The organism is Pseudomonas sp. TE6288 (assembly GCF_054062095.1).
In genome coordinates this window covers 1-13,280 of the sequence record NZ_JBSSEW010000013.1, presented here as the reverse complement: position 1 = coordinate 13,280, position 13,280 = coordinate 1, and the positions used below count along the sequence as shown (strand labels likewise).

Annotated in this window: 9 protein-coding genes; all 9 read left to right on the top strand. The window is 65.1% G+C overall.

The genetic code is table 11. The annotated features are described in order from the left end of the window. Window positions 1–36: 36 nt before the first annotated feature. The 9 genes from hutU (at window position 37) to mdoH (ending at window position 13,144) form a co-directional block, all read left to right on the top strand. On the top strand, window positions 37–1,710 hold the full coding sequence (gene hutU / locus ACVWY1_RS14880; protein WP_038706939.1) for a urocanate hydratase: 1,674 nt from the start codon (window positions 37–39) through the stop codon (window positions 1,708–1,710). An 83-nt stretch (window positions 1,711–1,793) separates the two neighbouring features. Further along, window positions 1,794–3,326, top strand: a complete 1,533-nt coding sequence (gene hutH, locus ACVWY1_RS14875; RefSeq protein ID WP_139674064.1) for a histidine ammonia-lyase — start codon at window positions 1,794–1,796, stop codon at window positions 3,324–3,326. Window positions 3,327–3,466: 140 nt separating this feature from the next. Next, window positions 3,467–4,870, top strand: coding sequence for an amino acid permease (locus tag ACVWY1_RS14870; RefSeq protein WP_139674062.1), 1,404 nt, complete (start codon window positions 3,467–3,469; stop codon window positions 4,868–4,870). 18 nt (window positions 4,871–4,888) lie between these two features. After that, window positions 4,889–6,094, top strand: coding sequence for an imidazolonepropionase (hutI, locus tag ACVWY1_RS14865; protein WP_277502220.1), 1,206 nt, complete (start codon window positions 4,889–4,891; stop codon window positions 6,092–6,094). A gap of 10 nt (window positions 6,095–6,104) precedes the next feature. After that, window positions 6,105–6,920, top strand: a complete 816-nt coding sequence (hutG, locus tag ACVWY1_RS14860; protein ID WP_198755750.1) for an N-formylglutamate deformylase — start codon at window positions 6,105–6,107, stop codon at window positions 6,918–6,920. 259 nt (window positions 6,921–7,179) lie between these two features. Next, window positions 7,180–8,151 carry a prolyl aminopeptidase gene (gene pip, locus ACVWY1_RS14855; protein WP_046853900.1) on the top strand — a complete coding sequence of 324 codons (972 nt, stop codon included), beginning with the start codon at window positions 7,180–7,182 and terminating at the stop codon, window positions 8,149–8,151. Beyond that, entirely contained in the window at window positions 8,148–8,585 is a 438-nt protein-coding gene (gene dtd, locus ACVWY1_RS14850; RefSeq protein ID WP_139674053.1) for a D-aminoacyl-tRNA deacylase, read from the top strand. Before pip ends, dtd begins: the two co-directional genes overlap by 4 nt. A 262-nt stretch (window positions 8,586–8,847) precedes the next feature. Beyond that, window positions 8,848–10,584: a glucan biosynthesis protein G gene (locus ACVWY1_RS14845; RefSeq protein WP_457378448.1), complete on the top strand. Its 1,737-nt coding sequence runs from the start codon at window positions 8,848–8,850 to the stop codon at window positions 10,582–10,584. Further along, window positions 10,577–13,144, top strand: coding sequence for a glucans biosynthesis glucosyltransferase MdoH (gene mdoH / locus ACVWY1_RS14840; protein ID WP_102690661.1), 2,568 nt, complete (start codon window positions 10,577–10,579; stop codon window positions 13,142–13,144). The genes ACVWY1_RS14845 and mdoH overlap by 8 nt, the downstream gene beginning before the upstream one ends. The last annotated feature ends 136 nt before the right edge of the window (window positions 13,145–13,280 follow it).

Genomic DNA, 13,280 nt, shown 5'->3' with positions numbered 1-13,280 from the left:
CACACATGCCGTCGGACGACCGCAGAGGACATCCCCGTGACTGACAACAACAAGTACCGTGACGTAGAAATCCGTGCCCCGCGTGGCAACAAGCTGACCGCCAAGAGCTGGCTGACCGAAGCTCCGCTGCGCATGCTGATGAACAACCTCGACCCACAGGTCGCCGAAAACCCGAAGGAGCTGGTGGTATACGGTGGCATCGGCCGCGCCGCGCGCAACTGGGAGTGCTACGACAAGATCGTCGAGACCCTGACCCGCCTGGAAGACGACGAAACCCTGCTGGTGCAGTCGGGCAAGCCGGTCGGCGTGTTCAAGACCCACAGCAACGCCCCGCGCGTGCTGATCGCCAACTCCAACCTGGTGCCGCACTGGGCCAACTGGGAACACTTCAACGAACTGGATGCCAAGGGCCTGGCCATGTACGGTCAGATGACCGCCGGCAGCTGGATCTACATCGGCAGCCAGGGCATCGTCCAGGGCACCTACGAAACCTTCGTCGAAGCCGGCCGCCAGCACTACAACGGCAGCCTCAAGGGCAAGTGGGTACTGACCGCGGGCCTGGGCGGCATGGGCGGCGCCCAGCCTCTGGCGGCAACACTTGCCGGCGCCTGCTCGCTGAACATCGAGTGCCAGCAGAGCCGCATCGACTTCCGCCTCGAGACCCGCTACGTCGACGAGCAGGCCACTGACCTGGACGACGCCCTGGCGCGCATCGCCAAGTACACCGCCGAAGGCAAGGCCATCTCCATCGCCCTGCACGGCAACGCCGCCGAAATCCTGCCAGAGCTGGTCAAGCGTGGCGTGCGCCCGGACATGGTCACCGACCAGACCAGCGCCCACGACCCGCTCAACGGCTACCTGCCGGCTGGCTGGACCTGGGAACAGTATCGCGACCGCGCGGTGACCGACCCGGCAGGCGTGGTCAAGGCCGCGAAACAGTCGATGGCCGTACATGTACAAGCCATGCTCGACTTCCAGAAGCAGGGCATCCCGACCTTCGACTACGGCAACAACATCCGCCAGATGGCCAAGGAAGAGGGCGTGGCCAACGCCTTCGACTTCCCGGGCTTCGTCCCGGCGTACATCCGCCCGCTGTTCTGCCGCGGTGTCGGCCCGTTCCGCTGGGCTGCGCTGTCCGGTGACGCCGAGGACATCTACAAGACCGACGCCAAGGTCAAGGAACTGATCCCCGACGACGCCCACCTGCACCGCTGGCTGGACATGGCCCGCGAGCGCATCAGCTTCCAGGGCCTGCCGGCGCGTATCTGCTGGGTTGGCCTGGGCCTGCGCGCCAAGCTGGGCCTGGCCTTCAACGAAATGGTCCGCAGCGGCGAACTGTCGGCGCCGGTCGTCATCGGCCGCGACCACCTGGACTCGGGCTCGGTATCCAGCCCCAACCGTGAAACCGAAGCCATGCGCGACGGCTCCGACGCGGTCTCCGACTGGCCGCTGCTCAACGCCCTGCTCAATACCGCAGGCGGCGCCACCTGGGTCTCGCTGCACCACGGCGGCGGCGTGGGCATGGGCTTCTCCCAGCATTCGGGCATGGTCATCGTCTGCGACGGTACCGATGAAGCCGCCGAGCGTATCGCCCGCGTACTGACCAACGACCCGGGCACCGGCGTGATGCGCCACGCCGACGCGGGCTACCAGATCGCCATCGACTGCGCCAAGGAGCAGGGCCTGGACCTGCCGATGATCACCGGCTGATCGCCGCGCTTTGGATCGCACCCTTCACGGGTGATACTGAACAACAAGAAGGGGGCCATGGCCCCCGCGATTGGAGTAGCGAAGTGACCGAATTGACCCTCAAGCCCGGCACCCTGACCCTGGCCCAACTGCGCGCCATCCACGCCGCGCCCGTGCGCCTGCAGCTCGATGCCAGCGCCGCGCCTGCCATCGACGCCAGCGTCGCCTGCGTCGAGCAGATCATCGCCGAAGACCGTACCGCCTATGGCATCAACACCGGTTTCGGCCTGCTGGCCTCGACCCGCATCGCCAGCCACGATCTGGAAAACCTGCAGCGCTCGCTGGTGCTGTCGCATGCCGCCGGTATCGGCGCGCCACTGGACGACGACCTGGTACGCCTGATCATGGTGCTCAAGATCAACAGCCTGAGCCGTGGTTTCTCCGGTATCCGCCGCAAAGTCATCGATGCGCTGATCGGCCTGGTCAACGCCGAAGTCTACCCACACATCCCGCTGAAAGGTTCGGTCGGCGCCTCCGGCGACCTGGCGCCGCTGGCGCACATGTCGCTGGTGCTGCTGGGCGAGGGCAAGGCCCGCTACAAGGGCCAGTGGTTGCCGGCCTCTGAAGCCCTGGCCGTCGCTGGCCTGGAGCCGCTGACGCTGGCCGCGAAAGAAGGCCTGGCCTTGCTCAACGGTACCCAGGCGTCCACCGCCTACGCCCTGCGTGGCCTGTTCCAGGCCGAAGACCTGTACGCCGCGGCCATCGCCTGTGGCGGCCTGAGCGTCGAGGCGGCGCTGGGTTCGCGCTCGCCGTTCGATGCGCGCATCCATGAAGTGCGCGGTCAGCGTGGCCAGATCGATACCGCCGCCTGCTTCCGCGACCTGCTGGGCGATTCCAGCGAAGTCTCGCTGTCGCACAAAAACTGCGACAAGGTCCAGGACCCGTACTCGCTGCGCTGCCAGCCGCAAGTCATGGGTGCCTGCCTGACCCAGATCCGCCAGGCTGCCGAAGTGCTGGGCATCGAAGCCAACGCTGTGTCGGACAACCCGCTGGTGTTCGCCGCCGAGGGTGACGTGATCTCCGGTGGTAACTTCCACGCCGAGCCGGTGGCCATGGCCGCCGACAACCTGGCCCTGGCCATTGCCGAGATCGGCTCGCTGAGCGAGCGCCGCATCTCGCTGATGATGGACAAACACATGTCCCAGCTGCCGCCGTTCCTGGTGGAAAACGGTGGTGTGAACTCCGGCTTCATGATCGCCCAGGTCACCGCAGCCGCCCTGGCCAGCGAGAACAAGGCACTGTCGCACCCGCACAGCGTCGACAGCCTGCCGACCTCCGCCAACCAGGAAGACCATGTCTCGATGGCCCCGGCCGCCGGCAAGCGCCTGTGGGAGATGGCCGAGAACACCCGTGGCGTGCTGGCCATCGAATGGTTGGGCGCCTGCCAGGGTCTGGACCTGCGCAAGGGGCTGAAGACCTCCGCCAAGCTGGAACAGGCGCGCCAGGCGCTGCGTCGCGAAGTGCCGCACTATGACCGCGACCGCTTCTTCTCGCCGGATATCGAGGCGGCTGCCGCGTTGCTGGCCAAAGGCACGCTGACCGGGCTGCTGCCGGTTGGCGTCCTGCCAAGCCTGTAACGCCCTCGGGGCCGCTTTGCGGCCCATCGCCGGCAAGCCGGCTCCCACAACTGCTTGTGTGGGAGCCGGCTTGCCGGCGATTGGGCTGCGCAGCAGACCCCATCCCGATATCACGACCAGAACAACAATAAGGACGTGACATGCAACAAGCTCAAGGTCTCAAGCGCGGGCTATCGGCCCGGCACATCCGTTTCATGGCGCTCGGTTCGGCAATCGGTACCGGGCTTTTCTACGGTTCGGCCTCGGCCATCCAGATGGCCGGCCCGGCCGTGCTGCTGGCCTACCTGATCGGCGGCGCCGCAGTATTCATGGTCATGCGCGCCCTCGGCGAAATGGCCGTGCACAATCCGGTGTCCGGCTCCTTCGGCCACTACGCCAGCACCTACCTCGGCCCCATGGCCGGCTTCATCCTCGGCTGGACCTACGCCTTCGAGATGGTCATCGTCGCCATCGCCGACGTCACGGCCTTCGGGATCTACATGGGCTTCTGGTTCCCCGAAGTGGCACGCTGGATCTGGGTACTCGGTATCGTCTTCCTGATCGGCGGCCTGAACCTGTGCAACGTACGGGTGTTCGGCGAGATGGAGTTCTGGCTGTCGCTGCTCAAGGTCGGCGCCATCGTCGCGATGATCCTCGCAGGTCTCGGCATCATGGCCTTCGGTTTCAGCCAGGTGGGCACCGGGCAGGCTGTCGGGGTGAGCAACCTGTTCGAACATGGCGGCTTCATGCCCAATGGCGTCAGCGGCCTGATCGCTTCGTTCGCGGTGGTGATGTTCGCCTTTGGCGGCATCGAGATCATCGGCGTCACCGCAGGTGAAGCGAAAGACCCGCAACGCGTGATCCCGAAAGCGATCAACGCCGTGCCGCTGCGCATCCTGCTGTTCTACGTGCTGACCCTGTTCGTGCTGATGTGCCTGTACCCCTGGCCGCAGATCGGCAGCCAGGGTAGCCCGTTCGTGCAGATCTTCAGCAACCTGGGGATTGGCTCGGCAGCGGCGGTGCTGAACATCGTGGTGATTTCGGCAGCCATCTCTGCGATCAACAGCGACATCTTCGGCGCTGGCCGGATGATGTACGGCCTGTCCCAGCACGGCCAGGCGCCGCGTGGCTTTGGCAAGCTATCCAGGCACGGTGTGCCGTGGATGACCGTGGTGGTGATGGGGGCGGCGCTGCTGGTCGGCGTTCTGCTCAACTACCTGATCCCGGAGAACGTGTTCCTGCTGATCGCTTCGATCGCCACCTTCGCCACTGTGTGGGTGTGGCTGATGATCCTGGTCACCCAGGTTGCCATGCGCCGCAGCATGAGCCGCGAGGAAGTCGCCCAGCTCAAGTTCCCAGTACCCTTCTGGCCCTATGGCCCGGCCCTGGCCATTGCCTTCATGGTGTTCATCTTCGGTGTGCTCGGCTACTTCCCCGACACCCAGGCGGCATTGATCGTCGGGGTGATCTGGGTGGTGTTCCTGGTGGCCTCCTACCTGCTGTGGTGCAAACCACGCGCCGGTGGTGGCGAGCCGGTCCGGGAATCTGCCGAGCTGCAACGCTGAATTAGAAAGGAGATCCTGATGAGAACCCTCTGGCAGCACTGCCACGCCGCGACCATGACCGAAGGCCGTTACTCGGTCATCGAGGACGCGGCGATCATCACTAGCGCGGGCCTGATCGAGTGGATCGGGGCCCGCGATGAGGTGCCGCCGGTCGCGGCCGACCGCGTCGTCGACCTGGGCGGCGCCTGGGTCACCCCCGGGCTGATCGACTGCCACACCCACGCCGTGTTCGGTGGCAATCGCAGCGGCGAGTTCGAGCAGCGCCTGGAGGGCGTCAGCTATGCCGAGATCGCCGCCCAGGGCGGCGGTATCGCCAGCACCGTGCGGGCTACCCGTGCCGCCAGCGAGGACGAACTGCTGGTGAGTGCCCGTCAGCGCGTCCAGGCGCTGATGCGCGACGGCGTGACCACGATCGAGATCAAGTCCGGCTACGGCCTGGACCTCGAGAGCGAGCGCAAGATGCTGCGTGTTGCCCGGCGCCTGGGCGAGGAGCTGCCCGTGACCGTGCGCAGCACCTGCCTGGCGGCCCATGCCCTGCCGCCGGAATACGCGGGGCGGGCCGACGATTACATCGCACACATCTGCGATGTCATGCTCCCGGCATTGGCTGCCGAGGGCCTGGTGGACGCGGTGGATGCGTTCTGTGAGCACCTGGCGTTCTCCCCTGCCCAGGTCGAGCGGGTATTCATCAAGGCTCGTGAGTTGGGGTTGCCGGTGAAACTGCACGCCGAGCAACTGTCGTCGTTGCACGGTTCGAGCCTGGCGGCGCGTTATCACGCGCTGTCGGCCGATCACCTGGAGTTCATGACCGAGGAAGATGCCATCGCCATGGCCGAGGCTGGTACGGTGGCAGTGCTGCTGCCGGGGGCGTTCTACTTCCTGCGCGAAACCCAGTTGCCGCCAATGGATGCTTTGCGCCGGCACGGCGTGAAGATCGCCCTGGCCAGCGACCTCAACCCCGGCACCTCGCCGGGGCTGTCACTGCGCCTGATGCTGAACATGGGCTGCACCTGTTTTCGCATGACCCCCGAGGAAGCCCTGGCGGGTGTCACCGTGCACGCCGCCACCGCCCTGGGCCTGGGCGACAGCCATGGTTCGCTGGAAGAGGGCAAGGTCGCGGACTTCATCGCCTGGCAGATCGAACGCCCCGCCGACCTCAGCTACTGGCTCGGCGGTGACTTGCCCAAGCGCGTGGTGCGCCTGGGTCATGAGATAACCCACTGAGCGAGGCGACATGGACAAAGTATTGAGTTTCCACCAGGGCCGCCTGCCGCTGTTGATCAGCATGCCCCATGCCGGGCTTGGCCTGACCGACGCCGTGCGCGACGGGCTGGTCGAGCCGGCGCGCAGCCTGCCCGACACCGATTGGCACATCCCGCGGTTGTACGACTTTGCCCGCGAGCTGGGTGCCAGCGTGGTAGCGGCGGAGTACTCGCGGTTCGTCATCGACCTGAACCGGCCGGATGACGACAAGCCGCTGTATGCCGGCGCTACCACCGGGTTGTATCCGGCGACGCTGTTCGAGGGGGAACCGTTGTTCAAGGAAGGCAAGGCGCCCAGCCCTGAGCAGCGGGCCGTGTACCTGGAGCAGATCTGGCGGCCGTACCACGACACGATTCGTCGCGAGCTGGCGCGGATGCGTGAAGAGTTTGGCTATGCGTTGCTGTGGGATGCCCACTCGATCCGGTCGGTGATTCCGCATCTGTTTGATGGGAAGTTGCCGGATTTCAATCTCGGCACGTTCAATGGCGCCAGTTGCGATCCGGTATTGGCTGAGCGGCTGCAGGGTGTTTGCGCCGAGTTCCCCGCTTACAGCCATGTGCTCAACGGGCGTTTCAAGGGTGGGCATATCACCCGCCATTATGGGGATCCGGCCGAGCATATCCATGCGGTGCAGCTGGAACTGGGGCAGTGCACCTACATGAATGAAGTGGAGCCGTTCGGTTATCGCGATGATCTGGCGCGGCCGACGCAGGTGGTGTTGCGGCGGTTGCTGGAGACGGTGCTGACGTGGGGCGAGGAGCGCTATCAGGGTGGTTCGCGGGGGTAGAGCGTTCGACCGTGTCACGGCCGGCAGGTGTTCGCCACGACCCTTTTGGCGCTCGATCTTGAGGGCGCTGAAGAGCCCGTGTCGGGCACCTGTCAGCCCTGATGCAATCTCGAACCATGCCCTCCCGGGCATCACGCTTCACCCTTGCCCCCATCGCCAGCAACTCCAAAACCCCGACGATTCACACGGACACATGCTCTGCGCGCAATTCAGGTTTATGATGCCCAACGGCAGATTAAATCCTCACACGGAGTGCGCGATGCAGACCCTCTACCCGCAGATCAAACCCTACGCCCGGCACGATCTGGCCGTGGAAGCGCCGCATGTGCTGTACGTCGATGAAAGCGGCTCGCCCGAAGGTCTGCCCGTGGTGTTCATCCACGGCGGCCCAGGCGCTGGTTGCGACGCCCAGAGCCGTTGCTACTTCGACCCCAATCTCTACCGCATCATCACCTTCGACCAGCGCGGCTGTGGTCGCTCCACGCCCCACGCGAGCCTGGAGAACAACACCACCTGGCATCTGGTCGAGGATCTGGAGCGCATCCGTGAGCACCTCGGCATCGACAAATGGGTACTGTTCGGCGGCTCCTGGGGCTCCACCCTGGCCCTGGCCTATGCCCAGACTCACCCCGAGCGCGTGCATGGGCTGATCCTGCGCGGGATCTTCCTGTGCCGCCCGCAGGAAATCAGCTGGTTCTACCAGGAGGGCGCAAGCCGCCTGTTCCCCGATTACTGGCAGGACTACATCGCACCGATTCCACCGGAAGAGCGTGGCGACCTGGTCAAGGCTTTCCACAAGCGCCTGACCGGCAACGACCAGATCGCCCAGATGCATGCGGCCAAGGCCTGGTCCACCTGGGAAGGCCGTACCGCCACCTTGCGGCCGAACCCGTTGGTGGTCGACCGCTTCTCCGAACCCCAGCGCGCCCTGTCCATCGCCCGCATCGAATGCCATTACTTCACCAACAACGCGTTCCTCGAGCAGGATCAGCTGATCCGCGACATGCCGAAGATCGCCCATCTGCCGGCGGTGATCGTGCATGGCCGCTACGATGTGATCTGCCCGCTGGACAACGCCTGGGAACTGCACCAGGCCTGGCCGAACAGTGAGTTGAAGGTGATCCGCGACGCCGGCCACGCCGCCTCCGAGCCGGGTATCACCGACGCTCTGGTACGCGCGGCCGACCAGATGGCGCGACGCCTGCTCGACCTGCCCCTGGAAGAGGCATGAAAGGGCTGATCCAGCGTGTGCGTGGCGCACGGGTGGAGGTGGCGGGGGAGACCGTCGGGGCCATCGACCAAGGGCTGCTGGCGCTGGTGGCGGTCGAGCCTGGCGATTCGCCCGAGCATGCCGACAAACTGCTGCATAAACTGCTGAACTACCGAGTGTTCAGCGACGAGCAGGGCAAGATGAACCGCTCGCTCAAGGATGTCGGTGGCGGCCTGTTGCTGGTGTCGCAGTTCACCCTGGCCGCCGACACCCGCAACGGCATGCGCCCGAGCTTCTCGACGGCTGCGCCACCGGCCCTTGGCGCTGCGCTTTTCGACTATCTTTTGAATCAGGCACAAGGTCAGCACCGGCAGGTGGCCAGTGGTCGCTTCGGCGCTGACATGCAGGTGCATCTGGTCAATGATGGCCCGGTAACATTTATGTTACAAATATGAGGTCAAAAAACCCTTTGTTTGGCGAAAACAAGGGGTTTTGTACGATAAATAGTTTGTTCAGCCTGATGCGTTGTAACGCGACCTGCTGGATAATCGCGCGCTGCATGAACCTGCGTTCGCAGGTTCGTTTCACTTTGACTCGAGCATTGTCAGGATCCGTTTGGGGAATCATTACGCCCTCACGGGGTCCGAACAGTGCTCGCCAACCCGGCATTTGTCGCTGGCCGTTGGTTTCATGATCTGTTTTCGGCGAGGATTGCTCGTGATTGTAAGCCCCTGTATTGCACCTAGAATCCCCGGTATCCGGCTGCGCAAGGCCCTGTTGGCCGGCGTGGCGCTGGTCGGCCTGATGAGCGCGGGCCAGCTGTGGGCATTCAATCTGGACGATGTTGCAGCCAAGGCAAAGGATCTGGCCGGTCAGAAGTTCGAGGCACCGAAGAGCAACCTGCCACCGGTGTTCCGCGACATGAAGTACGCCGACTACCAGAAGATCCGCTTCCTGCAGGAAAAGGCCGAGTGGGCCAAGGACAAGACGCCGTTCAAGCTGTCCTTCTATCACCAGGGCATGCACTTCGACACGCCGGTGACCATCAACGAGATCACCGCCAACAAGGTCAAGGAAATCAAGTACGACCCGAGCCGCTTCGAGTTCGGTGACGTGCCCCATGACGCGGATGCCACCAAGAACCTCGGCTATGCCGGCTTCCGTGTGCTCTACCCGATCAACAAGGCCGACAAGCAGGACGAGATCATGACCCTGCTTGGCGCCAGCTACTTCCGCGTGGTCGGCAAAGGCCACCGCTATGGCCTGTCGGCCCGCGGCCTGGCAATCGATACCGCACTGCCGTCGGGCGAGGAATTCCCGCGTTTCCGCGAATTCTGGATCGAGAAGCCCAAGCCGAAAGACAAGCACCTGGTGATCTACGCACTGCTTGACTCGCCGCGCTCCACCGGTGCCTACAAGCTGACCCTGCGCCCTGGCGAGGACACCCTGGTCGACGTCAAGTCGCGCGTCTACCTGCGTGAAAACGTCAGCCGTCTGGGCATCGCCCCGCTGACCAGCATGTACCTGTTCGGCCCCAACCAGCCGTCGAAGGTCATGAACTACCGCCCGGCCCTGCATGATTCCGAAGGCCTGGCTATCCATGCCGCCAACGGCGAGTGGCTGTGGCGCCCGCTGAACAACCCGAAACACCTGGCCGTGAGCAACTTCAGCGTCGAGAACCCGCGTGGTTTCGGCCTGCTGCAGCGCCAGCGCGCCTTCAGCGACTATGAGGACCTCGACGACGAGTACGAAAAGCGTCCGAGCGCCTGGATCGAGCCGAAGGGTGATTGGGGCAAGGGCACTGTCGACCTGGTCGAGATTCCGACCGCCGACGAAACCAACGACAACATCGTGGCCTTCTGGAGCCCGGAAAAACTGCCTGAGCCAGGCAAGCCGTTCGAATACGACTACCGCCTGCGCTGGACCATCAAGGAAGACCAGCTGCACTCGCAGGAACTGGGCTGGGTCAAGCAGACCCTGCGCTCCGCCGGTGACGTCAAGCAGTCCAACCTGATCCGTCAGACCGACGGCAGTGTTGCCCTGCTGGTCGATTTCATCGGCCCGAACCTTGCGACGTTGCCGGCGGACACCGCCGTGCGCAGCCAGGTCAGCGTCGGCGACAACGCCGAAGTGGTCGAGAACAATCTGCGTTACAACCCGGAAACCAAAGGCTGGCGCCTGACCCTGCGCCTGAAGGTGCAGGATCCGAAGAAATCCACCGAGATGCGTGCCGCGCTGCTGCGTGACGTGCCGGTCGAGCAACCGAAGCCCGCCAAGGAAACCAAGCAGGACAAGGCCGCGGCCAAGCACGCCCACGCCAAGGCTGAGAAAGCCAAGGCCGAGCAGGCTGCCGAGCAACCCGCCGCCGACGCGGCATCCACCAACGGGGCCCCGGCCACCACCGAGAAGGTGCTGACCGAGACCTGGAGCTATCAGTTGCCTGCCGATGAGTAACTCAAGCGCAAGGCCGGAATCGCTTGGCGAATACCTGGCCCACCTCCCCCTGAGCGACGAGCAACGCGCGGAACTCGCCCGTTGCACCTCGTTCAGCGAGCTGCACCAACGCCTGGCGGCCAACCCGGCCGCCGCCACCGCCGAGGCCGTCCAGGCTTCGGTGGGGGCCCGTCTTACCGTAGGCAGCGCCGCCGAACTGGAAGAGGCCGAGATGCTCGGCGTCGATGGCAGCGGCCGCCTGTGCCTGAAGATCGCCCCACCGATCAAACGCACCAAGGTCGTGCCCGAGCCGTGGCGCACCAACGTGCTGATCCGCATGTGGCGGCGCATGACCGGTCGCACCAACGCCCCGCAGCCGCCCAAGCGCGAGCTGCCCCCGGCACGCTGGCGCACGGTCGGCTCGATCCGCCGCTACATCCTGCTGACCTTGATGATTGGCCAGACCATTGTCGCCGGCTGGTACATGAAGGGCATCCTGCCGTACCAGGGCTGGTCGTTCGTCGACCTCGACGAAGTCATCCACCAGCCACTGTGGGACACCGTGGTGCAGGTGTGGCCGTATGCGCTGCAGACGTCCATCCTGATCCTCTTCGGCATCCTGTTCTGCTGGGTATCGGCGGGCTTCTGGACCGCGCTGATGGGCTTCCTCGAGCTGCTCACCGGGCGTGACAAGTACAAGATTTCCGGCAGCAGCGCCGGCAACGAGCCGATTCCCGCCGAGGCGCGTACCGCGCTGGTGATGCCGATCTGCAACGAAGACGTGCCACGGGTGTTCGCGGGCCTGCGCGCCACCTTCGAGTCGGTGGCTGCCAGCGGCAACCTCGACCGCTTCGACTTCTTCGTGCTCAGCGATACCAACGACACCGATATCGCCGTGGCCGAACAACAGGCCTGGCTCGACGTGTGTCGCGAGACCAAGGGCTTCGGCCGCATCTTCTACCGTCGTCGCCGGCGCCGGGTGAAGCGCAAGAGCGGCAACCTCGACGACTTTTGCCGCCGCTGGGGCGGCGATTACAAGTACATGGTCGTGCTCGACGCCGACAGCGTCATGAGCGGCGAGTGCCTGAGCAGCCTGGTGCGTCTGATGGAGGCCAACCCGGACGCCGGCATTATCCAGACCGGGCCAAAAGCTTCGGGCATGGATACCCTTTATGCGCGCATGCAGCAGTTCGCTACCCGCGTATACGGCCCGCTGTTCACCGCCGGCCTGCACTTCTGGCAGTTGGGGGAGTCGCACTACTGGGGCCACAACGCGATCATCCGCATGAAGCCATTCATCGAGCACTGCGCCCTGGCGCCGTTGCCGGGCAAGGGCGCGTTTGCGGGTGCGATCCTTTCCCACGACTTCGTCGAAGCCGCACTGATGCGCCGGGCCGGTTGGGGCGTGTGGATCGCCTACGACCTGCCGGGCAGCTACGAAGAACTGCCGCCGAACCTGCTCGACGAGCTCAAGCGCGATCGTCGCTGGTGCCACGGCAACCTGATGAACTTCCGCCTGTTTTTGGTCAAGGGCATGCACCCGGTGCACCGCGCTGTGTTCCTCACCGGCGTGATGTCGTACCTGTCGGCGCCGTTGTGGTTCCTGTTCCTGGTGCTGTCGACCGCGCTTCTGGCGACCAACACGCTGATGGAGCCGCAATACTTCATCGAACCGTTCCAGCTCTACCCGCTGTGGCCGCAATGGCACCCGGAAAAAGCCATCGCGCTGTTCTCCACCACCATCGTGCTGCTGTTCCTGCCCAAGCTGCTCAGCGTCATCCTGATCTGGGCCAAGGGCGCCACCGAGTTTGGCGGGCGCATCAAGGTCACCTTGTCGATGCTGATGGAGATGCTGTTCTCCATGCTGCTGGCGCCGGTGCGGATGATCTTCCACACCCGCTTCGTGCTGGCCGCGTTCCTCGGCTGGGCCGCGACCTGGAACTCGCCGCAGCGTGACGACGACTCGACTCCGTGGAGCGAGGCGGTACGTCGCCATGGTCCGCAGACCCTGCTGGGCATCGCCTGGGCCGGCCTGGTGGCCTGGTTGAACCCGAGCTTCCTGTGGTGGCTGGCGCCGATCGTCGGCTCGCTGGTGCTGTCGATCCCGGTTTCGGTGATCTCCAGCCGCACCCGCCTGGGCCTGGCGGCCAAGGACGAGAAGCTGTTCCTCATCCCCGAGGAGTACGCTACGCCGCAGGAGCTGCTGGCCACCGACCAGTACACCCACGAGAACCGCTGGCATGCCCTGCACGACGGCTTCGTGCGGGCCGTGGTCGACCCACGCCAGAACGCCCTGGCCTGCGCCATGGCCACGGCGCGTCACGGCCAGGCGGCGCCGATCGAGGCGCTGCGCGTTGAGCGTGTGGCCAAGGCGCTGGAAGTGGGGCCACAGGGCCTGGACCTGAACACCCGCCTGGCGCTGCTCAGCGACCCGGTGGCGCTGTCGCGCCTGCACGAGCAGGTATGGGCTGGGCACAACACGGCGTGGATCGATGTATGGCGCGCGTCCATCGCCAACGACCCGCACTCGCCGCTGCTGCCGCTGCATCCGGAGCACGTGGTCCAGCCAGCACTGGCTTGACTCCGTCGCACCGATAATCGCGGGGCAAGTCGGGTCGCCGCCAAGCCCCGCCCCCCCCCGGTGAAACGGGGGGGGGGGGGGGGGGGGGGCGGGCCGCCATGGCCCCCCCGTGTTTTTTGCCCCACGCGTGTTGGGC

Bases quoted from the DNA above. Each gene is read 5' to 3' on its own strand.
- mdoH (WP_102690661.1), top strand. From the start codon at position 10,577: ATGAGTAACTCAAGCGCAAGGCCGGAATCGCTTGGCGAATACCTGGCC.
- hutG (WP_198755750.1), top strand. From the start codon at position 6,105: ATGGACAAAGTATTGAGTTTCCACCAGGGCCGCCTGCCGCTGTTGATC.
- ACVWY1_RS14870 (WP_139674062.1), top strand. From the start codon at position 3,467: ATGCAACAAGCTCAAGGTCTCAAGCGCGGGCTATCGGCCCGGCACATC.
- pip (WP_046853900.1), top strand. From the start codon at position 7,180: ATGCAGACCCTCTACCCGCAGATCAAACCCTACGCCCGGCACGATCTG.
- dtd (WP_139674053.1), top strand. From the start codon at position 8,148: ATGAAAGGGCTGATCCAGCGTGTGCGTGGCGCACGGGTGGAGGTGGCG.
- hutI (WP_277502220.1), top strand. From the start codon at position 4,889: ATGAGAACCCTCTGGCAGCACTGCCACGCCGCGACCATGACCGAAGGC.